Annotated in this window: 25 protein-coding genes; 4 read left to right on the top strand and 21 right to left on the bottom strand. The window is 66.6% G+C overall.

Annotation, left to right across the window (positions count from 1 at the left end):
* The coding region (locus VKI00_RS00790) for a class I SAM-dependent methyltransferase (protein WP_324434537.1) at positions 1 to 136 on the top strand (136 nt) is incomplete at its 5' end.
* A 307-nt stretch (positions 137 to 443) separates the two neighbouring features.
* Here VKI00_RS00790 and VKI00_RS00785 read toward each other — a convergent pair.
* Both VKI00_RS00785 and VKI00_RS00780 read right to left on the bottom strand, forming a co-directional pair.
* The gene (locus VKI00_RS00785) at positions 444 to 740 is read right to left on the bottom strand and encodes a hypothetical protein (RefSeq protein WP_324434520.1); all 297 of its coding nucleotides are present in this window, start codon (positions 738 to 740) and stop codon (positions 444 to 446) included.
* Positions 741 to 947: 207 nt separating this feature from the next.
* The gene (locus tag VKI00_RS00780) at positions 948 to 1,355 is read right to left on the bottom strand and encodes a hypothetical protein (protein WP_414687085.1); all 408 of its coding nucleotides are present in this window, start codon (positions 1,353 to 1,355) and stop codon (positions 948 to 950) included.
* A 213-nt stretch (positions 1,356 to 1,568) separates the two neighbouring features.
* Between VKI00_RS00780 and VKI00_RS00775 the strand changes: the two genes are divergently transcribed.
* Complete coding sequence (locus VKI00_RS00775; RefSeq protein WP_414687084.1) at positions 1,569 to 2,138, top strand: hypothetical protein; 570 nt, start codon at positions 1,569 to 1,571, stop codon at positions 2,136 to 2,138.
* A 2-nt stretch (positions 2,139 to 2,140) separates the two neighbouring features.
* Here the strand turns inward: VKI00_RS00775 and VKI00_RS00770 are convergent, their stop codons facing one another.
* From VKI00_RS00770 to hypF, 10 genes are all read right to left on the bottom strand, one after another.
* Positions 2,141 to 2,596, bottom strand: a complete 456-nt coding sequence (locus VKI00_RS00770) for a flavin reductase family protein (RefSeq protein ID WP_324434533.1) — start codon at positions 2,594 to 2,596, stop codon at positions 2,141 to 2,143.
* A gap of 73 nt (positions 2,597 to 2,669) precedes the next feature.
* Positions 2,670 to 3,494 (bottom strand): alpha/beta hydrolase, encoded by an 825-nt coding sequence (locus tag VKI00_RS00765; RefSeq protein WP_324434518.1) that lies wholly within the window; start codon positions 3,492 to 3,494, stop codon positions 2,670 to 2,672.
* Between the two features lie 17 nt (positions 3,495 to 3,511).
* A complete protein-coding gene (locus VKI00_RS00760; RefSeq protein ID WP_324434516.1) occupies positions 3,512 to 4,447 on the bottom strand; it encodes a S1C family serine protease in 936 nt (311 codons plus the stop codon).
* A 51-nt stretch (positions 4,448 to 4,498) separates the two neighbouring features.
* Complete coding sequence (locus VKI00_RS00755) at positions 4,499 to 5,254, bottom strand: DUF6390 family protein (RefSeq protein WP_324434514.1); 756 nt, start codon at positions 5,252 to 5,254, stop codon at positions 4,499 to 4,501.
* 3 nt (positions 5,255 to 5,257) lie between these two features.
* Positions 5,258 to 6,400, bottom strand: coding sequence for a hydrogenase formation protein HypD (gene hypD, locus VKI00_RS00750; protein WP_324434513.1), 1,143 nt, complete (start codon positions 6,398 to 6,400; stop codon positions 5,258 to 5,260).
* A 15-nt stretch (positions 6,401 to 6,415) separates the two neighbouring features.
* Entirely contained in the window at positions 6,416 to 6,688 is a 273-nt protein-coding gene (locus VKI00_RS00745) for a HypC/HybG/HupF family hydrogenase formation chaperone (protein WP_324434511.1), read from the bottom strand.
* 32 nt (positions 6,689 to 6,720) lie between these two features.
* Complete coding sequence (hypE, locus tag VKI00_RS00740) at positions 6,721 to 7,833, bottom strand: hydrogenase expression/formation protein HypE (protein WP_324434509.1); 1,113 nt, start codon at positions 7,831 to 7,833, stop codon at positions 6,721 to 6,723.
* Positions 7,830 to 8,495 (bottom strand): SIS domain-containing protein, encoded by a 666-nt coding sequence (locus VKI00_RS00735; RefSeq protein ID WP_324434507.1) that lies wholly within the window; start codon positions 8,493 to 8,495, stop codon positions 7,830 to 7,832. The genes hypE and VKI00_RS00735 overlap by 4 nt, the downstream gene beginning before the upstream one ends.
* The gene (locus VKI00_RS00730) at positions 8,492 to 9,274 is read right to left on the bottom strand and encodes a HypC/HybG/HupF family hydrogenase formation chaperone (RefSeq protein WP_324434532.1); all 783 of its coding nucleotides are present in this window, start codon (positions 9,272 to 9,274) and stop codon (positions 8,492 to 8,494) included. The genes VKI00_RS00735 and VKI00_RS00730 overlap by 4 nt, the downstream gene beginning before the upstream one ends.
* Positions 9,275 to 9,290: 16 nt before the next feature.
* Positions 9,291 to 11,630 carry a carbamoyltransferase HypF gene (gene hypF, locus VKI00_RS00725; RefSeq protein ID WP_324434505.1) on the bottom strand — a complete coding sequence of 780 codons (2,340 nt, stop codon included), beginning with the start codon at positions 11,628 to 11,630 and terminating at the stop codon, positions 9,291 to 9,293.
* A 309-nt stretch (positions 11,631 to 11,939) separates the two neighbouring features.
* On the opposite strand from hypF, the gene gjpA reads away from it, so the two are divergent.
* Complete coding sequence (gene gjpA, locus VKI00_RS00720) at positions 11,940 to 13,025, top strand: outer membrane porin GjpA (protein ID WP_324434504.1); 1,086 nt, start codon at positions 11,940 to 11,942, stop codon at positions 13,023 to 13,025.
* A gap of 10 nt (positions 13,026 to 13,035) precedes the next feature.
* On the opposite strand, the gene gatB is transcribed toward gjpA, so the two are convergent.
* From gatB to gatC, 5 genes are all read right to left on the bottom strand, one after another.
* Complete coding sequence (gatB, locus tag VKI00_RS00715) at positions 13,036 to 14,559, bottom strand: Asp-tRNA(Asn)/Glu-tRNA(Gln) amidotransferase subunit GatB (protein ID WP_324434502.1); 1,524 nt, start codon at positions 14,557 to 14,559, stop codon at positions 13,036 to 13,038.
* Positions 14,560 to 14,589: 30 nt separating this feature from the next.
* On the bottom strand, positions 14,590 to 15,396 hold the full coding sequence (locus VKI00_RS00710) for a MinD/ParA family protein (protein WP_324434500.1): 807 nt from the start codon (positions 15,394 to 15,396) through the stop codon (positions 14,590 to 14,592).
* Between the two features lie 462 nt (positions 15,397 to 15,858).
* Positions 15,859 to 16,890, bottom strand: coding sequence for an ATP-dependent 6-phosphofructokinase (locus VKI00_RS00705; RefSeq protein WP_324434498.1), 1,032 nt, complete (start codon positions 16,888 to 16,890; stop codon positions 15,859 to 15,861).
* A gap of 41 nt (positions 16,891 to 16,931) precedes the next feature.
* Positions 16,932 to 18,413 (bottom strand): Asp-tRNA(Asn)/Glu-tRNA(Gln) amidotransferase subunit GatA, encoded by a 1,482-nt coding sequence (gene gatA / locus VKI00_RS00700; RefSeq protein ID WP_324434496.1) that lies wholly within the window; start codon positions 18,411 to 18,413, stop codon positions 16,932 to 16,934.
* Positions 18,410 to 18,709 carry an Asp-tRNA(Asn)/Glu-tRNA(Gln) amidotransferase subunit GatC gene (gene gatC, locus VKI00_RS00695; protein WP_324434493.1) on the bottom strand — a complete coding sequence of 100 codons (300 nt, stop codon included), beginning with the start codon at positions 18,707 to 18,709 and terminating at the stop codon, positions 18,410 to 18,412. Before gatC ends, gatA begins: the two co-directional genes overlap by 4 nt.
* A 129-nt stretch (positions 18,710 to 18,838) precedes the next feature.
* Between gatC and VKI00_RS00690 the strand changes: the two genes are divergently transcribed.
* Positions 18,839 to 19,498: an amino acid-binding protein gene (locus tag VKI00_RS00690; protein WP_324434491.1), complete on the top strand. Its 660-nt coding sequence runs from the start codon at positions 18,839 to 18,841 to the stop codon at positions 19,496 to 19,498.
* Between the two features lie 3 nt (positions 19,499 to 19,501).
* Here the strand turns inward: VKI00_RS00690 and ligA are convergent, their stop codons facing one another.
* The 4 genes from ligA to VKI00_RS00670 form a co-directional block, all read right to left on the bottom strand.
* Positions 19,502 to 21,580: an NAD-dependent DNA ligase LigA gene (gene ligA / locus VKI00_RS00685; RefSeq protein WP_324434489.1), complete on the bottom strand. Its 2,079-nt coding sequence runs from the start codon at positions 21,578 to 21,580 to the stop codon at positions 19,502 to 19,504.
* A gap of 30 nt (positions 21,581 to 21,610) precedes the next feature.
* Entirely contained in the window at positions 21,611 to 21,931 is a 321-nt protein-coding gene (locus VKI00_RS00680) for a metalloregulator ArsR/SmtB family transcription factor (protein ID WP_324434487.1), read from the bottom strand.
* Positions 21,928 to 22,428: an SRPBCC family protein gene (locus VKI00_RS00675; protein WP_324434485.1), complete on the bottom strand. Its 501-nt coding sequence runs from the start codon at positions 22,426 to 22,428 to the stop codon at positions 21,928 to 21,930. Before VKI00_RS00675 ends, VKI00_RS00680 begins: the two co-directional genes overlap by 4 nt.
* Before the next feature lie 66 nt (positions 22,429 to 22,494).
* The gene (locus tag VKI00_RS00670) at positions 22,495 to 23,508 is read right to left on the bottom strand and encodes a methionine synthase (RefSeq protein WP_324434483.1); all 1,014 of its coding nucleotides are present in this window, start codon (positions 23,506 to 23,508) and stop codon (positions 22,495 to 22,497) included.
* Positions 23,509 to 23,526: the final 18 nt, after the last annotated feature.

The raw sequence follows: 23,526 nt of genomic DNA, 5'->3' as shown, positions 1-23,526 counted from the left end.
GAGGGAACATAAGGATGAGGCCATCGCGCTACAGGGTGAAGTGGTCTACAACCGCTATGACAGATATCTGAGTGGATGCGCGAAGCGGTTCCGCGACGGCTACCTCGATATCGCCCAGTACACGCTGGAGAAGTAACCGGCCGGTGAAGTTGCCGGATACGCTCAAGGCGGGTTTGGTTCTTCGCTGTCACGTCGCCGTAGCGGTGGGTTTCGGCGAAACTCATTTCGCGTGCCGTAAGCAACTTGTGCAGCCGGTGGCACCGATTACGCGAAGAACACTCTATGACTCACCTTGCTGCGGATTAACGCTTAGTGGGACGCGCGTCTCTCGGCCAGCCGCCCAAAGTGCGCCGTCGTCGCCTCAAAAGTCTTCCGCACTGTTCCCCCCAGTGCTCGTGCCGCGATCGAAGCCAACGGGCCGGTAAAGACGGTGCGCTGTGTAATCAATGTGCCCGAGTCAGTGGGCTCGATGAGTGATCGATGGTCTCGGTCAATCCGGGCACTCTCGCCACTCCCGTCCACAACACCGGCGCTTCTACTCGGGTGACGGTCAATCTCAGCGGCGGATGGCCCTTTACCCGCATCGTGATCTTCGCCCCCACCGCGAATAGGCCGTCGATCTTGGCCATCACAATGACATCACCTGGCCACTCGGCGGGGTTCGTCCACACCGCCCACACATCCTCAGCGCTCGCCGAGGACTGGGACGACCCGCCGAACGGGCCCTTCGCCTCACCCATGTTGGTCATCTTCCCTCGCTTCGCACCGCCGCTGTGTAAAACGGGGAGACCGGAGCTGGCATCGACTGGCTGAAATACGTTCTACTGCGGTCAGATCGCAAGCGGACGCAATACACACAGACCTGCGTTCAGACACACAGACTTGCGTTCAGCTGGCACGGCAGCAGCCGAAGGACTGACAGGTCACCGGATCCCGCTTACATCACCTCAGTGCCGGTGACCTTGGTCGCCGGGGTTGCCGCCTTGCCAGTGTTGGTCGCCGGGGTTGCCGCCTTGCCAGTGTTGGTCGCCGGGGTTGCCGCCTTGCCAGTGTTGGTCGCCTCCCCAGTGGTTGTCGCCTTGCCAGTGTTGGTCGCCTCCCCAGTGGTTGTCGTAGGGGCCATTGTGCCAGTGGCCCTGGTCGCGGGATTCACCGTCGAACCAGTGGTCGTCGTGGCAGCGGCCCCCGTCCCAGTTGCCCCCCCACCCCGGATCCCACGACTGGCCGGGGCACCAGTGATAATTCGGGAACGGCGCGGGTTGGGCCTGGGCGACGGCAGCCGCCCCGAAACCGGCGAGCCCTAAACCGGCGGTCATTACGACCGTTGATGCTGCGGCACGTGCGATGGTTTTCATCCAGGAGTGGTACCCACTTCAGTGCGGAACGAATCCTGCTCAGCGGCGCGCGGCCATCGAGCTTCACGTTGGCCACCGGAAGCTGATCGCTGAGGTTGAGCAGGCCATGCGCGGCGACGCCGACACCGGAAGCTGACCCGCCGCCACCAACACACGAAACACCCGGCGCCCTAACCGGGTGTTCTCCTTTTTGCGCCTGGTTTCCTGCGCGCCATGGAAGTGCCTAAACCGCAGTTGCAATCCGCCGAACCGCTCGGGGAAGTGGCCCGGTATCGGACTCCATCCAGTCGATGGCGCCGCTACGACAAGATGCGGCGGTTTCCGGCGGGTCTGCTCGTTTTCGGTGACGCGATATGCAGCTTCAATCCGATCTACGGCCAAGGGATGACGGTTGCCGCACTCGAAGCCGTGGCACTCGACCGCTGTTTGCGCCGCGGTCAAGACAACTTGGCGCCGAGGTTCTTCCGCGCTGCCGCCAAACCCATCGGTGTGGCCTGGCAGCTCGCCGTGGGAGGTGACCTGGCCCTGCCCGAGATCGAGGGGCCCAGGCCGTTATCGGTGCGGCTAGTCAACAAATATGTCGATCGGGTGCAGACCGCCGCTGAGACGAATCTTGCAGTGGCGGGGCAATTCCTGAAAGTTGCCGGCTTTTCCTCGCCTCCCGCAAGCCTTTTCGCGCCGTCGGTCTTCTTTCGGGTCGCCGCCGTCAACCGGCGGCGACGGCGGCCACGTAGTCGTCCTGAACTCGCTTCGACGTCGACACCCGGCGGCCTAGGTCGCTGACCTCACGCCTCGTGACCTGGTTCGAGGTCGGCGACGTCGGGGAAGCTGATCAGGTCGTCGGAGCTTTCAGGGGCATCACCGGCGACGGGTTCCAACAGGTAACCGATGTGGTCGCCGAGGTCGATCCGCTTCAGCGTCTTGCCGACGAACCACGCCACCGCGTCGTCGAGAATCGGCATGCCCTCCGGACCGGTCTGCCACGAGCAGTGCTCGAATTTGTTGACCTGGTCCCCGGTTTGGCCGCCGAACAGACGGGCCAAGTCAATGTGACGGCGCGACAACACATGCACTGCCAGATGCTCCGATCGCGCCGCCACCCGGCAGGTGTGGTTTGCCCTGGACAGCCCGGCCAGAAACCGTGGCGGTTGCATGCTGGTTTGGGTGGCAAAGCCGACCAGGCACCCCGACGGTTCACCATCGGCTTGGGTGGTCACCACGAACATCGTGTAGTCCAGCATCCCGACCAGCCGGTCAAAAGGTTCGTCTCCCACAATGCCATCATGGCCCAATATCGCCGAGCGGTTGACCGCCCTATTGGAAACAGAACTCCTCGACGAGAGTGCTGACCAACACGGGGTCTTCCAGGCCGGCAAGGTGAGCAACTTTGTTGAGCACACGAATCGACGAGTTCGGGATCGCGGCGGCCATCGCGATCGCTTCTCGCGGAGGGAACGTGGCGTCTTCGGCGCCCGCGACGACGAGCACTGGTGCGGTGATGTCGGCACACAACGGCCGCTGGTCGGGCCGGGCCGGCACCACGCTCTTCACCGCCCAGGAGGCAGAAGCGATATTGACCTCTTTCACCGCCGAACGAACTTGTGCCACAACGTCGGGACGCTCCCGAAAGGTTGTCGGCCCCAGGAACGCCTTGAGCACCGATCGGATCAGCATCGGTCCGATCTGCCCTTGCCACTGCGCCAGCCGCAGCAGCATCGCGTACTCGACCTTCTGACGGAGGCTGGCCCGGCCGGCGGTGCAGTTCATCAGCACCGCTCGGCCGATCCGGTCCGGGTAGGTCGCGGCGAATGTCGCGCCAATCATGCCGCCCCACGAGTTGCCGACGAAGTGAGTTCGGTCAACGCCGAGGCCGTCGAGGATGTCGACAATGCAACGCCCGCAGTCGCCGAAGCTGAACATGCCTGTCAGCGGCTGACTTCCGCCGTGGCCCGGCGGATCGACCAGGATCACCTGCGAGCGCCCGACGAGACCATCGGCCACCCCATGCCACATGTCGCCGGTCATCAACAAACTCGGCCAGAACATGATCGGCGCGCCGGACCCCCCGACCTGCACCCGCACTGTGCCGAGGGCGGTCTCCACCATCTGCTCGCGAAGCTGATCGCCAATGCCGGTCATCGCTCTCCACGATACGGTCAGCGGTCTGAGAGCTCCCTGGGTATCACGAACACGTCGACGAGGGCGCCGTTGCGCCACACCGTCATTTCGATCCGGCGCGCGATCGCGTCTTCGACCATCAGTTGCTGAATCGCTGTGGCGGTCACGATGCTCGTACCGTCGACGCTGACCACGATGTCGCCTCGGCGCAGCCCTGCTTGAGCGGCCGGGCTTCCCGCGACCACGCTGGCGATCTGCAGGCCGTGGGTGGTGCCGAGTTTCGCCGCGGCGGCCGGCGGCACCGGAATGTGTGCACCCGCGATACCCAGCCACGCGCGGCGCACCCGGCCGCTATGCATCAACGCCGCGATGATCTTGTGGGTGGACGCGTTGATCGGCACCGCCAGCCCGAGGCCGATGCCCGCGACGGCGGTGTTGACCCCGACCATGCGTCCGCGCCCGTCGGCCAGCACGCCGCCGCTGTTTCCCGGATTGAGCGCGGCGTCGGTCTGGATCACTTCGTCGACAACGCGGCCCGATTTGGTAGGCAGCGAGCGCCCAAGTCCGGAGACGATCCCGGCCGTGACACTGCCGGCCAGGCCCAGCGGATTGCCGATCGCCACGACTAGTTGTCCGACTTGCAGATCCTCGGCGCGGCCCATCGTTACCGGCACAGGAACGGCACCGCGAGCCTTCAGCACGGCCAGGTCGGAGAGCTCGTCGCGACCGGCGATGTCCGCGGCCACCGTGGTGCCGTCGGCGAACGTGGCCTCCGCGGAACGACTTCCGGCGACGACGTGAGCGCTGGTCAACAGGTACCCGTCGGGGGTGATGACGCTTGCACTGCCGCCGCCATTGCCGCGGCGGCTGCGCACCGAAATGCTGGCCACGCTGGGCAGCACCGATTGCGCGACCGCGGTGACCACGGCCGAGTAGGCATCCATGGCGTCGGCGTCCGGGCGATATTCAGGCATAACCGCCTCAGCGTCGCCACCGGTCGCGTTATGCCCCTGTTCGCCCTCGGCTTACACCCGCTCCAGCCGCTGATTGGTCACCGCGAGTTGGCGGTTGGTGGCGTCGCTCAGCGCCCGGATCTGTTCGGCTCGTAGCCGCCCGCACAACCGACCCCAGTGGATCGCGACTTCGTCACCGACCGCCACGTCGGGTACCGCGCTGTAGCCGTCGGCCCACACGTCGAGCCTTCGCGCCGTCGGCTCGGAGAGAGTCAGCCCATGATCGTCCAGGACCAGCTGTTGGCACGACACGTCGACGCCGTCACCGTCGCGGGAAAGCACTGTGCCCCAGGTGATCCGGCAGTTATCTAGAACACCCATCGGATGCTCGTCGACGCCCCGGCCCAGCAGTCGCGACCACGGGTACACCCCGAAAACATGAAAGCAGTGATTGGCGGCGGCCTCGGGCACCAGATTCGGGCCGAGGTGCGCCCAGTAGCGCCCGGCCTGTGGGCCGATGATCGCGAGCAATGCGTCAACGAAGTCGCCGGCGTCCAGGTCAGCGCCGACACCGCCGCCCAGCCAGTAGGACTCCACCAGCCGGTGGTCCAACGGGTCGGCGATGCCGGTCATCGTCGAGAGCACCTGCAAATACGGCCAGGCGCCGGAGAATTTCGTCGCGGCCGTCCGAACGTCCTCCAACGAGCCGTCGCGCAGGGTCTTTCCCAGCGGTGGGCCGCAGTAGCCAAGCGCGTTGGGCGCGTAGGCGTAACGGGCGAACACCTCGGTTCCCCGGATATCCCGCTTGCCAGAAGTTGGCGCCGACATGGGTCAGGCCCGCCCGGACTCCACCAGCTTGAGGGCGTCTTTGTGCATTCGGCCGAAGTTGTAGTAGGCCGCGCAGGCGCCCTCCGGGGACACCATGCACGTCCCGATCGGAGTCTCCGGGGTGCATGCGGTGCCGAAAACCTTGCATTCCCAAGGCTTCAGCACGCCCTTGAGTACCTCGCCGCATTGGCAGGCCTTCGGGTCGGCGACCCGCACACCGGGCATCGAATAACGCAGTTCGGCGTCGAAGTCCGCGAAGTCGTCGCTGAGCCGCAGCGCGCTTTGCGAGATGAACCCGAGCCCCCGCCATTCGAAGTGCGGACGCAGCGCAAACACCTTGCCCATCAACGCCAACGCCGCCGGGTTGCCGTGTTCGGGCACCACCCGGGAGTACTGGTTCTCCACCTCGCAGCGGCCCTCGCGGATTTGGGTCAGCAGCATCGCTACCGAGGCCAGGATGTCGAGCGGCTCGAAACCGGCCACCACCAATGGTTTTCCGTACACCTCCGGCACGAATCGGTATGGCCGGTTCCCGACAACCGTCGACACGTGGCCGGGTCCGATGAAGCCGGACAACCGCAAGTCTGGTGAATCGAGGATGGCCTTGATCGGCGGCACGATCGTGACGTGGTTGCAGAACACACTGTAGTTCGGCAGGCCGAGATCGCGGGCCCGCACCAAGGTCACCGCGGTGGACGGGGCGGTGGTCTCGAATCCGATGGCGAAGAAGACCACTTGCTTATCCGGGTTGTCGGTGGCGATCTTCAGAGCGTCGAGCGGCGAGTACACGAAACGTACGTCGGCGCCGCGTGCTTTGGCATCCAGCAGGCTGCCATTGGAGCCGGGCACCCGCATCATGTCGCCGAAACACGTGAAGATCACGTCGGGTTGTCCGGCCAGCCACATCGCGTCGTCGATGCGGCCCATCGGGATCACGCAGACCGGACACCCCGGGCCGTGAACGAGTTCGACGTTTTCCGGCAGCAGGTGTTCGATGCCGTGGCGGTAGATGGTGTGGGTGTGGCCACCGCACACCTCCATGAACTTGAAATAGTCGGCGCCATTGCCGGATCCGGCCAGATGCTCGATCGCCACCAGCAGTTTGCGGGCCGCCGCCGGGTCACGGAATTCGTCAACGAATTTCATCTCGTTTCCTCCCCGTCAGACGATCGCCGACGAATCGAAGGCTTCTATTTCGCTGGTGTAGGCGTCGCCGAGCTTCTTGACGGCCGCCAATGTGAGCAACGCCTCGGTCTCGTCGATCTTCGCCATCGCGAAGCCGACGTGTACCAGCACCCAGTCGTCGGGTTCGGGCATCTCGTTTTCCAGCAGCCGCACCGAGATGGTGCGCTGCACACCGCTGACATCGACCTTCGCCAAATAGTTCTCGGCGTCGGTGATCTCGACGATCCGCCCCGGGATTCCCAGACACATGTCGTTCAGCTCCTTTCGTTCGCCAAGCCTTCTCAGCAGATCCTCGGCAGCGGGTCGCCGACGAGCATGTCGACGATCCGGGAACCACCGAAACCTGTTCGCAAGACGACTGTTTCGGCGGGCTCGGCAACGATCTGCCCGACTTCGGCAGCTTCGGCGCCCAACGGATGGGACCGGATCGCCGCCAGTCCGGCCTCGGCCTCCTCCGGCGCGACGACTGCAATGAACTTGCCCTCGTTGGCGACGTAAAGCGGGTCGATGCCGAGCAGCTCACATGCGCCGCTCACCATCGGGTGCACCGGCAGGCGATCCTCTTCCAACAGCACCCCCAGACCGCAGGCCTGGGCCAGTTCGTTGCAGACGGTGCCGACGCCGCCGCGGGTCGGGTCACGGAGCCAACGCGTCGACGGCGCGGCCGACAACAACAACTCCACCATCGGGCTCACCGCGGCGGTGTCGGAGTGGATGTCAGCCTCGATGGCCAAGTCACCACGGGCCAGCATCACCGCCATCCCGTGATCGCCCATCGACCCCGACAACAGCACCTTGTCGCCGGGGCGCACCGATGCCGGCGACAACTTGCGGCCTGCGGGGATCACGCCGACGCCGGTGGTCGTGATGAACAGGCCGTCGGCCGCGCCCTTGGGCACGACCTTGGTGTCACCGGTGACGATCTGCACACCGCATGCCGCGGCCGCGGCGGCCATGTCGGCGACGATCTCTTTCAACTCGGCGATCGAGAAGCCTTCCTCGAGCACAAAGGCAGCCGAGATCCATTGCGGCACCGCACCCGCCACCGCCAGGTCGTTGGCGGTGCCGTGCACGGCCAATTCACCGATCGAGCCGCCGGGAAAACGTCTGGGCTGCACCACGAATGAATCAGTGGACATCACGAGCCGCTCACCGCCGGGCAAGTTGATCACGGCCCCGTCGCCCAGAGACTCCAGCAATGGATTACGGAACGCCTCCATGAAAACGGCGTCCACCAAGGCCGCAGATGCCTTTCCGCCGGCGCCATGCGCCAGCGTCACGTGATCGTCGAGCAACCGGGGACGACGCCTGCGGAACGACTCGATCCGCTCGATTACCTCGCCCTCGCCGAAACCCGGTCCCGCGGCCAGGTATTCGCTTGACGACTTGCTCATGAGGCCTCCACTGGCTGGGTAGCCATCTGCTCGTGCACTGCCAGCCACAGCTGATAGGCCAGCAGCGCTTGGGATTCCTGAATCCTGTGCACGCTTTGCGAGCGAACCACGAAGCACGCGTCGACATCCGGGCTTTTCGCGAATGCGCCACCGTCGTAGCCGGCGAAGCCGACGGTGTACATGCCGCGATGGCGCGCCTCCTTCAAAGCGGCCATCAAGTTCGGCGAACTTCCGCTGGTCGACATCGCGATGGCGATGTCGCCGGCTTTTCCGCGGGCGATCAACTGCCGGGCGAACACCAGCTCGAACCCGACGTCGTTGCCGAGCGCGGTCATGATCGCCTGATCGGCCGTCAACGACCAGGCCGGCAGCGGCGCGCCGACGGGCGGCTGGGCGAACAGCCGTGCCAAAGTGGTGCAGTCGGTGCAGCTTCCGCCGTTACCGAAGGTGAACAGCCGTCCCCCGGTGCTGAACCGACGCGCCATCTCGGCGGCGGCGCTGCCGATCAGTTCCGTGTTGGCTTCCAGCGTCGAGCGGCGCAGCCCCAGGCTTTCGGCGGCCTTGGCCTGCGCCGAAGCAGCCAGGTCGGCGAGCAGCGATTTGGGATCGTCTTCTTGCGCGTCGATGAACGGATAGAGGAAGTTCGTGGGCTCGTCAGTCATCGCACCCCACCTCCCGATGTGCGCCGCTCCTCGATCCCGGCTGCGCCGGCATCTTCGTCGACGACGCGGCTGATCGCCGTGCCGGCGTGCACGAGCACCAGCTCGCCGGCGGTGATCGGGTCGACCAGTGTGGTCACGACCGCTTCGACGCCGTTGGCGGTGCGCACGGTCGCCATGCCGTCGGCCGTCGCGGTCAGCACCTCGCCGAGACGGCCTTCGTCGCTGCAGGTGACGCACACTTCGTCGGTGCACGCATCGCCTTCTTTTAAACCCGCTTTCAACAGACCCGGGTGCTCGAAACAGACGTGAGTCAGCTCCCACAGCAGGTGGTAGAACAACACGAATCCGCCGGTCGCGGGGACTCGGGGGTCGGGGTCGTCCAGCCACAACACGTGGTCGGCCACGCCGGCTTTCGGTCGCTCGCCGCTACCGATCCAGACGGTCGTCACGCCCCACGCCCGGCTTCGGTGCATCACCGACCGCACCTCGGGTTCGTCGGCACCAGCGACGGCGACCACGACGTCGCCCGGCCGCACCGATACTCGCACCACGTCGACGACATCCGGACCGGTGATCGCGACGGCCGGTAATGCTCGCTTGCCCACGATTACCGGATGGATGAATTCGACCGCGATATGCAGAGCATGCGGCTCCCAGCCGGGCGCGATGGACCACATCGTGGCGCCCGCCGCGAACCGTTTGGCCAATGTGAAGGACGTGGCGGCCAGATCGGCGGCCAGGTCGGCGTCCAGCCCACGGTCGATCGCGGTGGTCGTCACATCGTTGCCCACTGATTCATTCCTCCCCTCGTTCTTTGTCCCGTGCGGTCAGCACGGATACCGCTGCCTGACCAAGCGCCAGTCCGCCGTCGTTCGGCGGCACCGCGTGGTGCGTCAGCACCTCGAATCCGTTCTGCTGCAACTGTTGTTGGCACAGGCGCAGCAGGAGCACGTTCTGGAAGACTCCGCCGGTGAGGCCCACCATCCGCACCTCACCGGCAACGAGGCCGACTACTTCCGAAACCGCCTGCGCGACGGCCCGGTGGAAGCCCGCGGCCAGCATCGCCGGTTCGATGCCCGCGCGTAGCGCCGACACCATTGCGCGCACCATGCCGGTCGGCTCGATCACTGCATCGGTTCGCACATCCATCCGCAGCGGCGCCGCTTGCGCATCGGCCGAGTCGGCCAGCACCTCGAGTTCGATGGCGGCCTGGCCCTCGTAGTCGATCCGGTGCCGCACCCCGAGCAAGGAGGCGACGGCGTCGAACAGCCGGCCCATGCTCGAACACGCTACACAGCCCGCATTGTTATCCAATTGCGAACGAATCAGCCGTAATTCAGCATCGGAAATCGCGGCGACCGGAGCCAGATCCGGAGTCCAGTCGATGCCGGCCGTCCACAACTGCGACAGCGCCATCCGCCACGGGTTGCGCACCGCGGCATCGCCGCCGGGCAGCGGCACCGGTAACAGGTGCCCGACCCGGACGAAGCGGTGGCTATCCGGCCCGAGAGCCAGAATCTCACCGCCCCAGATGGTTTCATCGCAGCCATAACCGGTGCCGTCGAACGACACTCCGATGATCGGCTCGCCCAGCCGACCGTGTTCGGCCAGTAGCGACACCACGTGGGCATGGTGGTGCTGGACCAGATCCAACGGGCGATCGTCGGCATGCCGCTCGGCCCAGTTGCGGGTCTGGTATCCGGGGTGCAGATCGGCGGCCAATCGCGCCGGCTGGTGCCGGATCTCGCTGAGTTGGCCGACCGCACGCTCGAACGCGCGCAGCGTCTCCAGCGTTTCCATGTCGCCGATGTGCCCGGACATGTAGGCGCGTGAGCCGTCGGTGAGGCAGAACGTGTTCTTCAGTTCGCCCCCGACAGCCAGCACCGTCGGGCCGTCGCGGCCGAGGTCCACGGGCAGCGGTGCGTAGCCGCGGGAGCGGCGGATCGGCAGCTCGCGGCCGTCGACGACACGGACCACCGAGTCGTCGCACGGCACATGAATCGGCCGGTTATGGTCCAGCACCGCGTCGCAAAGCGGCGAAAGACGTGACGCCGCATCGGCTTCGGTGAAGCAGATGGGCTCGTCGGACCGGTTGGCACTGGTCAGCACCAGCGCGTCGGGCAGCTCGGAGCCGGCATCAGGGACCGGCGCGAGCAGCAGGTGATGGATCGGCGAATACGGCAGCATCAGACCGAGTAGCGGGCTGCCGGGTGCAACGGCATCGGCGACCGGCGCATCGCGGCGTCGGCGCAACAACACGATAGGGCGGGCGGGGCTGGTGAGCACGGCGGCCTCGGCGTCGTCGATATGCGCATAGCGGCGGGCGATGTCGAGATCGCGGACCAGCATCGCAAACGGCTTGGCGCCACGCGCCTTACGGCGCCGCAGCGCGCCCACCGCCGCGTCGTCGTCGACAGCGCAGGCCAGGTGGTAACCGCCGATGCCCTTGATCGCGACGACGCCCCGGGCGGCCAACGCCCGTTGGGTGGCAGCCAGCGCGGCGTCGGCTCCATCGACCCGACCGGATCGCGCCGAAAACCACAGCGACGGTCCGCAGTCCGGGCAGGCGATCGGCTGTGCGTGAAAACGGCGGTTGGCCGGGTCGTGGTACTCGTCGGCACACCGGTCACACATCGCAAAAGTCGCCATGGTGGTGGCCGGGCGGTCGTAGGGCAGCGCTCGGATAATCGTGAACCGCGGGCCGCAGTTGGTGCAGGTCACGAACGGGTGCCGGTAGCGGCGGTCCTGCGGGTTGAACAGCTCGGCGATGCAGTCGTCGCAGACCGCGACGTCCGGCGGAATGGGCGTGCCGGCTCCTAGCGCGGTCCGGCTTTCGACGATGCGGAAGCTGTTGCCGTCGAGCGTGTTCGCTTCGACGTCGGCGATGGATACCGTGTTGATCCGGGCCAGCGGCGGCGCCTCGGCGCGCAGCCGACGCGCGAATTCGTCAACCCGGGCGAGAGGTCCCTGCACTTCGATGAACACCGCGCCGGAATCGTTTCCGACAAACCCGGCCAGCCCCAGGTCGTTCGCGATGCGGTGGACGAAGGGACGAAAACCCACCCCTTGCACGACGCCGACGACGGTGAACCGCTGCCTTACGTCGTCGGATCGCAGCGTCAGGGTGTCGGTCATGCCGACCGCCAGGGGGGCACGGGCATCGCGATACTGGGCGGCTCGACATCATTGCCGCTCCGGTTGGCAACCCACTCAGCACACGTCGCGATCACACCGTTCTGTTGTCACGGCACCCCGACAAAACTCATCGTAGGCGCGCACGACACACACCGGTTAGGGATTCCGGCAGGTCGGATGCCAGACGGTAGTGAGGGATCGAACGCCCTGGTCCCCTCTACTCAGGAGGCCGCGATCGTTTTAGCCCATTCTCAGTGCGCCCTCAGGTAATCTCTAGGTTCTCCAACGCGCCGCCTGAGGGAGATGGCCATGCAACTCACCGCCCGACCCTGGATCATCACCGGTGTTGCCCTCGTCGGCGTCAGCGCTGTATCCCCTACCCCAATGGCCGCGGCGCTGCCCGACGCCCAGATGCGCGCCGTGCAACTGACAAGCTTCGACCCCAACAACTGGACCGACGTCCTGCAGCTGGCGTCGGCCAACGCCACCGATGTTTACGACCACTGGTCGCCGGCCCCCGCCCCGGCGCTGCAACAGTTCCTGGTCAACCAGGTCGGCTTCCTGGAAGAAGTTCTCAAAGACCCATCGAAGATCAGCGACATCCCGACGCAAATCCAAGACAATCTGAGCGCCGCGCAGAACGCCGCCGTCGTCCCGTTCGAGCCGCCAAACCCCGAGCCGTACATCTATCCATCCCTCGACACAACGCCCAGCGAGATCAGTATCTCGGCATTGGGGATCCATCTTTTCGACATCGACCTACCGGGCAAAGCGGACCTGCTCAACATCCTCACCAACGGGCTCAACTTCACTATCGGGATTTGCCCGCTGTGCACGAACGTGGACATCCCCGTCCTTCAGCTCCTCCTCGGCGACACCCTGGCATCTCAAGTCGAGCCGTACCTCAATTTCTCGGGGTCACCGCTCAGCGGCGTCCTGTGGGGCGACATCGGCACCACGCTCAGCCCGGTGCTGCAAATCAACGACGACGTCACCGGTATCGTCGACGCGCTCAGCGGCAGCAACCCCGATTACACGACGGCGTTCGACGATCTGCTCAACATGCCGGCCAACGTCACCAACGCATTCCTCAATGGCTACGGTGACGTCAACTTCGACGCGTTGCTGACTGAGTTCGGGATCAGCGTGCCGTCTTCAAGCTCCACCCTTGATGTCGACTTGGGTGGGTTGCTCAGCCCGGCCGGCTCGCTCATCAACGCCCTCGGCTTCACCGACACACTCGGCGACTGCAGCATCGGCTGCGCGACCCTTGACGTTCCGACCAGCGCAGTCGGGCCGCTCGCGTCGATGGTCGAGTTGTCGCAGGCCATTGCGGAGGCGATCGGCTGGAGCGGCGTCGGTAACCCGCTTGACGCGCTGGCGAGCCTGTTCTGAGTCGAGTTCTCTAACTGCAGGCTTTGAGTACGAGCTCGCGAACCAGCGCCGCGTCGGCCTGGCCCTTGGTGGCCTTCATCACCGCGCCGACGATCGCACCGGCCGCCTGCACTTTGCCGCCGCGGATCTTTTCGGCGACATCGGGATTGGCAGCCAGCGCTTCGGCGACCGCGGCCTGGATCAGCGAGTCGTCACGCACCACGGCCAGTCCGCGTGCGGTCATCACCTGCTCGGGCTCGCCTTCCCCGGCGAGCACGCCCTCGACGACTTGGCGGGCCAGCTTGTTGGACAGTTTGCCGTCGTCGACCAGCGCCACCACCGCGGCCACTTGAGCCGGGGTGATCGGCAGTTCATCGAGCTCTACGCCGGCCTCGTTGGCCTTTTGAACAAGGAAGTTGCCCCACCATGCGCGCGCCTTATCGCTGGACGCGCCGTGCTCGACCGTCGCGATCACCAGGTCGACGGCGCCGGCGTTGACCAGATCGCGCATCACCTCGTCGGAAATGCCCCATTCCTCTTGGATCTTCTTGCGGCTCAGCCACGGAAGTTCGGGGATGGTCTCGCGGAGCTTTTCGACAAGCTCACGGCTCGGTGCCACCGGCTCCAAGTCGGGTTCGGGAAAATAGCGGTAATCCTCGGCGGTCTCTTTGGTGCGGCCGGGGCTGGTGTAGCCGTCCTCGTGGAAATGCCTAGTCTCCTGAGTGATGCGCCCTCCGGAGTCCAAAACGGCGCCCTGTCGCCGCATTTCGTAAGAGACCGCGACCTCGACGCTTTTCAGCGAGTTGACGTTCTTGGTTTCGGTGCGGGTGCCGAACTCCGTGGTTCCCTTGGGCTTCAGCGACACATTGGCGTCACAGCGCATCGAGCCCTGATCCATCCGGACGTCGGAAACGCCCAACGCGCGCAACAGGTCTCGCAAGGCGGTCACATATGCTCGGGCAACCTGAGGCGCATGCTCACCGGCTCCCACGATAGGCTTGGTGACGATCTCGATCAGCGGCACACCCGCGCGGTTGTAGTCGATCAGCGACGTCGTCGCGCCATGGATGCGGCCGGTCTCGCTGCCCAGGTGCGTCAGCTTGCCGGTGTCCTCCTCCATGTGGGCCCGTTCGATGTCCACTCGCCAGCTGGAGCCGTCTTCCAACGGCACGTCCAGATAGCCGTTGATCGCGATCGGCTCGTCGTACTGCGAGATCTGGTAGTTCTTCGGCATGTCCGGGTAGAAGTAGTTCTTCCGGGCGAACCGACACCACGGCACAATCTCGCAGTTCAGCGCCAGCCCGATCCGGATCGCCGATTCGACTGCCGCCTCGTTGAGCACCGGCAGCGAACCCGGCAGGCCCAGACACACCGGGCACACCTGGGTGTTGGGCTCCGCGCCGAAGGTGGTGGCGCAGCCGCAGAACATCTTAGTGGCGGTGGACAGCTCGACGTGCACTTCAAGGCCGAGCACCGGGTCGTAGCGCGCGATGACATCGTCGTAGTCGAGCAGCTCCGCGCCGGGCGCCTTGGCAGCGCTCGCAGCAGAAGTCATGCACTCGATCCTAATTGGCCGCCGGAGCCGCTACTGCGCTGACGTCCCGATATTGCGTCTCGGGAACATGTCGGCCAGCGCAGCGGCCATCTCCAGGTAGCCACGCCTGCTGTGCTTGCCCAGCCGCTCCAGGGCGATTTCGTTGCCCTCACGCACATGCCGATCGAACGGGAGAATCACCACACGCGGGGCGAACCGTTCCGACAGCTGCTCAAGCCGATCGTTCACCGTGCCGCTCGGCCGTCCTCGTTCGGTGTGGTTGATCGCCAGCACCGTGGACTGGATCTGTCGCCGATAGCCGTTTCTGGACAACCACTCGAGCGTGGTGCGGGTCTTTTCAATGGCGTCTACGGAGGCGTTGGTGACGACCACAAGGGCTCGCGACTCCGACAAAACCGCCTCCGTCACAGCGGATTTGAGGGATTTTCCGCAGTCCATCAACACCACGGAGTAGTGGTTGCGCAGTATCGAAAACGCCCTGAGGACATCGTCACGCCCGATGTGCCAGTCACTATCGGCATAGTTTGGAAGCGCGAGCACCTCGAGGCCGGCACGGTTGCGGCGGGTATACGCCCGGACGTCGGAGTACCGCGTTACCGACCGATCGGCAAGCAAGTCGACCAGGCTCAGCTGGTTCCGGTAGCCGTGCCGGTCGGCGAGATCTCCGGCGTCGACGTCAACGGCGATCACCCGGTCGCTGCGTGCGTCGGCGAACGTTGAGCCGAGCGCCTCGACGACCGATGTCTTGCCGACACCGCCTTTGAGATTCAGAACTGCGATGGGAAATGCACTGCCCAACGGCGACCGGACCCGATCACGCAGCTCGAGTTGATACATCTCGCCTCTGCTCGGGCCCAGGTGGATTCCCGTCAGCTGGGACAGCAGGCTTCGCCAGTTGAACTCGGGTGGCGCATCGCTGTATGGGACTTCGAGGCTGTCGAGTGCGATTCTGCGGACGGGACGCTGCCAGGAAGCCGGTGGCGTCTTGACCTGGCCCGCCGGAACGGTAGTCGTTCCGGTCGTTGCTCGAGCTGGCCATGGCGGCTGCCGATAGCCCGGGCCGTCCGGACGGGAGGCCGGCAGCTGCTGGCGCGACGAAGGCCGGTGATGCGGCGGATGGTTTGGCCGCACCCCCCTGGGCGGTAGAAGGCCGCGATCAAAACCGCGGTAATTCATAGTTCCGACGTTAGCACCGTGACAGCGGGTCGAAAACCCGAGACCGGCGCTGACCTGGCCAAACCCTGAACGGCTGGCGCGTGAACCCTGAGTGATAAAAGCGTGAACCGCGGGTCGTGACCGCTAGCCGAAAAAGGCGGCGGCGTCGTCGTACCGACTCTGCGGTACCAGCTTGAGCTGGCGTACCGCCTCGGCCAGCGGCACCCGGCCGATGTCCTGACCCCGCAGCGACACCATCTGCCCGTATTCACCGGCGTGCGCGGCGTCAGCGGCGTTGACCCCGAACCGGGTTGCTAGCACCCGGTCGTAGGCGGTCGGCGTACCACCGCGCTGAACGTGGCCGAGCACGGTCACCCGGACGTCCTTGTTGATGCGCTTCTCCACCTCAACGGCCAACTGCGCGGCCACACCGGTGAACCGCTCATGGCCGAACTCGTCCATCCCGCCCTCGGCGAGCTTCATCGAACCTTCGGCCGGTTTGGCGCCCTCGGCGACCACGCAGATGAAATGTGAGTCGCCGCGCTGGAACCGCCGCTTGACCAATCGGCACACCTCGTCGATGTCGAAGGGCTGCTCGGGGATCAGCGTCATGTGCGCACCGGAAGCCAACCCGGAGTTGAGCGCGATCCAGCCCGCGTGCCGACCCATCACCTCCACCAGCATCACCCGCTGGTGCGACTCGGCCGTGCTGTGCAACCGGTCGATGGCATCGGTCGCCACCATCAATGCGGTGTCGTGGCCGAATGTCACGTCGGTGCAGTCGATGTCGTTGTCAATGGTTTTCGGCACGCCGACGACGGGGACGTTCTCCTCGGACAGCCAATGCGCAGCCGTCAGCGTGCCCTCGCCACCGATCGGGATGAGCACGTCGATGCCGTTGTCGTCCAAGGTCTGCATGATCTGTTCTAGCCCGGCGCGCAGTTTGTCCGGGTGTACCCGTGCGGTGCCCAGCATCGTGCCGCCCTTGGCCAGCAGCCGGTCGTTGCGGTCGTCGTTGGCCAGCTGCACGCGCCGGTTCTCCAGCAAACCGCGCCAGCCGTCCTGGAATCCGACCACCGACGACCCGTAGCGGGAGTCGCACGTGCGAACCACCGCCCGGATGACGGCGTTGAGCCCAGGACAGTCCCCACCTCCGGTAAGAATTCCGATCCGCATGCCTTCATCTTGCCCCGAGGGAGCCTTCGCAGCAGCCGATCTCAAATCGCGGAGGGCAGGGCTCCCCGGGCGGCCTCGTAGGCAGCTCCTACCCGGTAGATCCGGTCGTCAGCCAACGCCGGCGCCATGATCTGCAACCCGACCGGCAAGTTGTCGTCCGGCGACAAACCCGACGGCACCGACATTCCGCAGTGCCCCGCCAGGTTCAGCGGCAGCGTGCACAGGTCGAAGAGATACATCGCCAGCGGATCGTCGACCTTCTCCCCCAACCGGAACGCGGTCGTCGGTGTGGTGGGTGACACCAGCACATCGACAGACGTGTAGGCCGCGTCGAGGTCGCGTGCGATCAACGTGCGCACCTTCTGCGCCTGGTTGTAATAGGCGTCGTAGTAACCGGCCGACAGCGCGTAGGTGCCGATCATGATGCGCCGCTTGACCTCCGGCCCGAACCCGGCGGCGCGGGTCAACGCCATGACTTCCTCGGCGCTGTGCGTGCCGTCGTCACCGACCCGCAGCCCGTAGCGCATGGCGTCGAAGCGGGCGAGGTTGCTCGACACCTCCGACGGCAAGATCAGGTAATAGGCTGCCAACGCGTGATCGAAATGGGGACAGTCGACTTCGGACACGTCGGCACCGATCGCGGTCAATTGCTCGACGGCGCCGTTGAACGATTCGAGCACGCCGGGCTGATACCCCTCGCCGCGCAATTGCTTGACCACGCCGATGCGCACACCGCTCAGGTCGCCCGCCGCTCCTGCCTTGGCGGCGGCGACGACGTCGGGCACGTCCGCGTCGATAGAGGTGGAGTCTTTCGGATCGTGTCCGGCGATCACCCGGTGCAGCAGAGCGGTGTCGAGGACGGTGCGCGCACACGGACCGCCTTGATCCAGCGACGACGCGCAGGCCACCAGGCCGTAGCGCGAGACGGTGCCGTAGGTCGGTTTGACGCCGACCGTCGCGGTCAGCGCGGCGGGCTGGCGAATAGAGCCGCCGGTGTCGGTCCCGATGGCCAGCGGCGCCTGAAACGCGGCCAGCGCGGCCGCGCTGCCGCCCCCGGAGCCGCCCGGCACCCGGTCGGTGTTCCAGGGGTTGCGGGTCGGGCCGTAGGCGGAGTTCTCCGTGGACGAGCCCATCGCGAACTCGTCCATATTGGTCTTGCCCAGGATCGGGATACCGGCCGCCCGCAGCCGCGCGGTCACCGTGGCGTCATACGGCGAACGCCAGCCCTTGAGGATCTTCGACCCGCATGTGGTGGGCATGTCGAGGCTGGTGAACACGTCTTTGAGGGCCAACGGCACCCCGGCCAGCGGCGACGGCGGCTGCTCGCCGGCGGCCAGCGCCTTGTCGACGGCGTCCGCGGCTGACAGCGCCGCATCGGCGGCCACGTGCAGAAAGGCGCCGTAACGCTCGTCGGTTGCCGCGATCTGGTCCAGGAAAGCCTGGGTGACCTCGGTGGACGACAGCTCCTTGGCGGCGATTTTGCCGGCCAGCGTCGCGGCGTCCAGCCGGATGATGTCGGTCACTGCGGCTCCCCGAGGATCTGCGGGACGGCGAAGCGGCCGTCGACGGCTTCGGGCGCCTCAGCGAGCGCTTCCTGCTGGGTCAGGCATGGCGTGGTCTGGTCCGGGCGGGTGACGTTGACGTCTTTGAGCGGGTTGTCGGTTGCTTCGACGCCGGTGACATCGACGGCTTGGATCTGGCTGACGTGGGTCAAGATGGCGTCGAGTTGGCCGGCGTAGTTGTCTAGCTCGGCGTCTGTCAACGCCAGCCGGGCCAGCCGGGCCAGATGGGCCACCTCGTCGCGGGAGATCTGAGACACGACCGAAAAGCCTAGCCCGGCGACGATGCGCGCCGCGGAGCGGCGGGAGGAGGAACCGGGCCATCGGGCCTAGCCCGGCGACGTCGCCGTCGAAATGCCGCGGGCGCGTCGCTGTGCGACAGTGTGCGCGTGGCTACCTATCTGCTGCGAGTCCAGCTGGCCGACCGGCCGGGCAGCCTCGGCTCGCTGGCCGTGGCTTTGGGGTCGGTGGGCGCCGACATCTTGTCGCTGGATGTCGTAGAGCGCCAGGCCGGCTATGCGATCGACGACCTGGTGGTCGAGCTGCCGGCCCGGGCCATGCCCGACACGTTGATCACGGCGGCCGAAGCGCTCAACGGGGTGCGGGTGGATAGCCTGCGACCGCACACCGGGCTGCTAGACGCGCACCGAGAGTTGGCGCTGATCGACCACGTCGCCGCGGCCGGGGACGTTCCGGCCAAGCTGAAGGTGTTGGTCGACGAGGCCCCCCAGGTACTGCGGGTGAGCTGGTGTGCGGTGCTGCGCAGTTCCGACGACGGCATCGAGCCCGTGGTCGGCAGCCCGGGCGCGCCGGAAACCCATCTGGACGCTGTCCCGTGGATGCCTATTCAGCGGGCCAGCGCCCTGGACGCCACCGACGACTGGGTGCCCCAGGTGTGGCGCGAGCTGGACACCACCCTCATGGCCGCGCCGCTGGGCGCGCCCGACACCGCGGTGATGCTTGGCAGGCCCGGCGGTCCGGCATTCCGGCCGTCGGAGGTGGCGCGGCTGGGCTATCTGGCCGGGATCGTCGGGACGCTGCTGCACTGAGCGCTAGTCAGCCGATTCGGAAGGCCCGTCCGACAACAGCTTTCGGAATCCGTCCTCGTCGAGGACGGGCACACCGAGTTCGACGGCTTTGTCGTATTTCGAGCCGGGCGAATCGCCGGCGACGACATACGCGGTCTTCTTCGACACCGAGCCGGCGGCCTTGCCGCCACGCGCCACGATGGCCTCCTTGGCGTCGTCGCGGGAGAAGCCGTTCAAGGAGCCGGTCACCACGATCGTCAACCCCTCCAGCGTGCGGGGCACGCTGGCGTCGCGCTCGTCGGCCATCCGCACGCCGGCCGACCGCCACTTGTCCACGATGGCCCGATGCCAGTCCACCGTGAACCACTCGGTCACCGCGTCGGCGATCGTCGGGCCCACGCCTTCGACCGCGGCCAGCTGCTCGGTCGAGGCCGACGTGATCGCATCCAGGCTGCCGAACTCGGTCGCCAGCGCGCGGGCAGCGGTCGGCCCGACGTGGCGGATCGACAGCGCCACCAGCACTCGCCACAGCGGTTGCTTCTTGGCCGTGTCCAGGTTGACCAGCAGCCGCTTGCCGTTGGCAGACAACGCGCCGCTCTTGGTGGTGAACAACTCGGTGCGCAACAGGTCGTCTTCGGTCAGGCCGAACAAGTCACCCTCGTCGCCGATCACGTGGGCTTTCAGCAGTGCGATGGCCGCCTCGTAGCCGAGGCCTTCGATGTCGAAAGCACCGCGACCGGCGACGTGAAACACCCGCTCTCGCAACTGCGCCGGGCACGACCGCGCATTGGGGCAACGGATGTCGGCGTCGCCCTCCTTGGCCGGGGCCAGCGCGGTTCCGCATTCGGGACACGTTGTGGGCATGACGAATTCGCGCTCGGAGCCGTCACGCAAGTCGACGACGGGACCCAGCACTTCGGGGATCACATCGCCGGCCTTGCGGATCACCACGGTGTCGCCGATCAACACGCCCTTGCGCTTGACCTCGGCGGCGTTGTGCAAGGTGGCCAGCCCCACCGTCGACCCGGCGACGGTGACCGGCGTCATGAACGCGAACGGGGTGACCCGCCCGGTGCGCCCGACATTGACCCGGATGTCGAGTAGCTCGGTCTGCACCTCCTGCGGCGGATACTTGTAAGCGATCGCCCACCGCGGCGCCCGCGAGGTGGATCCCAGCCTGCGCTGCAGCGACACATCGTCGACTTTGACGACGACACCGTCGATTTCGTGAGCCACGTCGTGGCGGTGCTCGCCCCAGTACGCGATCCGCTCCAACGCGCCGGCAACGTTATCCACCCGCGTGGTGTGTTCGGAAACGGCCAGGCCCCAGGCGCCCAGCGCCAGATACGCATCGTGCAGGGTCGGCGGCCGAAATCCCTCGATGTGTCCCAACCCGTGGCAGATCATCCGCAGCTTGCGCCGAGCGGTGACGGCCGGATCCTTCTGCCGCAGCGATCCCGCCGCACTGTTGCGCGGGTTCGCGAACGGCGCCTTGCCGTCTTCGACCAGCGCGGCGTTGAGCGCTTCGAAATCCGCGACCCGGAAGAACACCTCACCGCGGACCTCGAGCACGTCGGGAATCGGATAGTCGTCGCTGGGGGTGAGCCGCTCGGGGACGTCGTCAATGGTGCGCGCGTTGAGCGTGACGTCTTCGCCGGTGCGGCCGTCGCCGCGAGTTGCCGCCCGGACCAGCCGCCCGCCGCGGTACACCAGCGACAAGGCGACACCGTCGATTTTCAGCTCGCACAGAAACGGCACATCGGCGCCGACCTCGGCGTGAATGCGCGCCGCCCACAGGTCGAATTCCTCGGTGCTGAACACGTTGTCCAGGGACAGCATCCGCTCCAGGTGCTCGGCCGAGGTGAAATCGGTGGCGAAGCCGGCACCGCCGACGAGCTGGGTCGGCGAATCCGGCGTGCGCAGCTCGGGATATTCGTCTTCGAGCGCGGCCAGCCGACGCAGCAGCTGATCGAAGTCCGCGTCGGAGATGATCGGCGCGTCGCGCACGTAGTAGCGGAATTGGTGTTCGCGCACCTGGTCGGCCAGTTCGCGCCAGCGACGACGGATCTCGGGCGCGACGGGATCAGCCTCTGCTGAGCTCACCTTGGCAGGCTATCGGAGGACGCCGACAGCTCAGTCCTCCACGTAGCAGCGCAGCCGGTCGATGGCGGCGTCCCAACGACGTGATAGCTGGTCGAGGTAGTCGCTGGCTTGGGCCAGCGGCTGGGTCTGCAGGGTCCAGATCCGCTCCCGACCGCGTCGGGCGCTGCTGACCAGCCCGGCGGCCTCCAGCAATTCCAAGTGCTTGGTGGCCGCCTGGCGGGTAACCGAGACCGCCTGGGTCACTTGGGAAGTCGAGCTCGGGCCGCCGTCGCACAGCCGGACGACGATGCGCAGCCGGTTCGCATCGCCGAGGGCGTCAAAGAGCGGTGCCGCCGCGAGCGCCGTCGTCACACCCGCTGCTCCAGCGCCAGATACTTGCGCACCAGCTCGACCTGCTTGGCCCAGCCTCCGCTGTTGGCCTCGAACGCCGCCGACCGGCGCGCCGCCGGGATGGCGTCGAACCCGGACTCGACGATGCTGAGCAGCACACCGTCCGGCGTCGGCGACAGGGTGAACTCGACCAGCGTGGTGGGCTCCGCCGCGTAGCCGACGTCGGGCTCGACCGCGAACGGGTGCCAGCGGTAGGCCAACCGCCGTGGCGGATCCACGGCGACGATCTGCCAGGTCGCTTTTGCCCCAGTATGCGGCCGCTGCAGCTCGGCCACCTCCTCGTCGACGGTCGTTCCGGTGATCGTGGCGGTAACCGAAGTCCCGGCGACAAAGGGTCCGTCGATGCGGACGCCGAACCAGCGCCCGAACTCCTGCGAGTCGCTGATCGCACGCCACACCCGGCCCATCGGCGCGCGCAACACGACCTGCTTCTCGATTCGGTCCGTGCTCGTATGCAACCTGCTGGTTGCTTATCAGTAGAGCACGCTTCGCGGCCGATACGCAACCTTCCGGTTGCGCTTTTCTCAGATGGCGTCCGGGTCGTCGGCGAAGGCCTCCGCAGCCCGCCTGGCCAGCCCGATCGCGGTGCGGGCCCACTGCGGGGTCGCCGCCGCCAGGCCGCACGCCGGGGTGACGCCGACGCGATCACGCAGCGCCGAGCGGCCGAAGCCGAGCCGGTCGGTGACCGCCACGACGGCGGCGGCGACCTCCTCGGCCGACGGACGCTTTGCCGGCGTGCTGGACGAGACGGCGCCGAGCACCACGGCGCGACCCGACTCGACGAATTCCGCGACGGCGTCCAGATCGTCGGCCGCCAGTGTCGACACATCGACCGAAACTGCGGCAATGCTGCTGTGCTGCAACGCTTTCCATGGTAGGGCCGCGGCGCAGCTGTGCACGGACACCTCAGCGCCCGCGGCCGCCACGCAGGCGTCCAGCAGAGTGGTGACCAGCGTCTCGTCGATCGCGGTCACCGGGCTCAGCGTGGTCACTCCGGCGAGCCGGCCCGCCACCGCCGCCGGAAGCGACGGCTCGTCGAATTGCACCACCACGGGCGTGTCGAGTCGACGAGACACCGCGGCGCGATGCGCGCCGACGCCTTCGGCAAGCGAGGCGGCGATGTCGTGCACGGCGCCCAGATCGGTGATGGCCCGATGCCCGTTGGCCAGCTCCAGCTCGGCGGCCAGGGTGATCGGCCCGGGCGCCTGGATCTTGACCGGTCGCCCGTTGCCGCGCAAACCCGCGATCTCCCAAGCCTCTTCCAGCGCATCGACGTCCTCGTCGAGCAGGCTGACCGCCCGCCGGGTCACCGCGCCGGGCCGGGCCGCCACCCGGTAGCCGCGGGGCACCGTGTCGATGGCCACGTCGATCAGCAGCGCACCGGCACGCCCGACGATGTCGGCGCCCACTCCCCTGGCGGGCAGCTCGACGATGTGCGCCATCGCAGCGCCCAGCTCACCGACGACGACCTCGGCCGCCGGCCGCGCCGCTATGCCGGGCCACGACCCGGTGCCGCTGGCGGTTGCGAAAGCGCTCACCGGCCAACCGTATTCGAT

The organism is Mycobacterium sp., assembly GCF_035314665.1.
Lineage (GTDB): Bacteria > Actinomycetota > Actinomycetes > Mycobacteriales > Mycobacteriaceae > Mycobacterium.
This window is presented reverse-complemented; position numbering and strand designations above follow the sequence as displayed.

Excerpts from the sequence above, each read along its gene's own strand:
- hypF (WP_324434505.1), bottom strand. The coding sequence starts at position 11,630 with ATGACCGACACCCTGACGCTGCGATCCGACGACGTAAGGCAGCGGTTC.
- VKI00_RS00760 (WP_324434516.1), bottom strand. The coding sequence starts at position 4,447 with ATGCCTGAATATCGCCCGGACGCCGACGCCATGGATGCCTACTCGGCC.
- gatB (WP_324434502.1), bottom strand. The coding sequence starts at position 14,559 with ATGACTTCTGCTGCGAGCGCTGCCAAGGCGCCCGGCGCGGAGCTGCTC.
- VKI00_RS00780 (WP_414687085.1), bottom strand. The coding sequence starts at position 1,355 with ATGAAAACCATCGCACGTGCCGCAGCATCAACGGTCGTAATGACCGCC.
- VKI00_RS00705 (WP_324434498.1), bottom strand. The coding sequence starts at position 16,890 with ATGCGGATCGGAATTCTTACCGGAGGTGGGGACTGTCCTGGGCTCAAC.
- VKI00_RS00735 (WP_324434507.1), bottom strand. The coding sequence starts at position 8,495 with ATGACTGACGAGCCCACGAACTTCCTCTATCCGTTCATCGACGCGCAA.
- VKI00_RS00785 (WP_324434520.1), bottom strand. The coding sequence starts at position 740 with ATGGGTGAGGCGAAGGGCCCGTTCGGCGGGTCGTCCCAGTCCTCGGCG.
- VKI00_RS00770 (WP_324434533.1), bottom strand. The coding sequence starts at position 2,596 with ATGCTGGACTACACGATGTTCGTGGTGACCACCCAAGCCGATGGTGAA.
- gjpA (WP_324434504.1), top strand. The coding sequence starts at position 11,940 with ATGCAACTCACCGCCCGACCCTGGATCATCACCGGTGTTGCCCTCGTC.
- VKI00_RS00745 (WP_324434511.1), bottom strand. The coding sequence starts at position 6,688 with ATGTGTCTGGGAATCCCGGGGCGGATCGTCGAGATCACCGACGCCGAG.
- VKI00_RS00775 (WP_414687084.1), top strand. The coding sequence starts at position 1,569 with ATGGAAGTGCCTAAACCGCAGTTGCAATCCGCCGAACCGCTCGGGGAA.
- VKI00_RS00765 (WP_324434518.1), bottom strand. The coding sequence starts at position 3,494 with ATGACCGGCATTGGCGATCAGCTTCGCGAGCAGATGGTGGAGACCGCC.
- hypD (WP_324434513.1), bottom strand. The coding sequence starts at position 6,400 with ATGAAATTCGTTGACGAATTCCGTGACCCGGCGGCGGCCCGCAAACTG.
- VKI00_RS00710 (WP_324434500.1), bottom strand. The coding sequence starts at position 15,396 with ATGTATCAACTCGAGCTGCGTGATCGGGTCCGGTCGCCGTTGGGCAGT.
- hypE (WP_324434509.1), bottom strand. The coding sequence starts at position 7,833 with ATGAGCAAGTCGTCAAGCGAATACCTGGCCGCGGGACCGGGTTTCGGC.
- VKI00_RS00755 (WP_324434514.1), bottom strand. The coding sequence starts at position 5,254 with ATGTCGGCGCCAACTTCTGGCAAGCGGGATATCCGGGGAACCGAGGTG.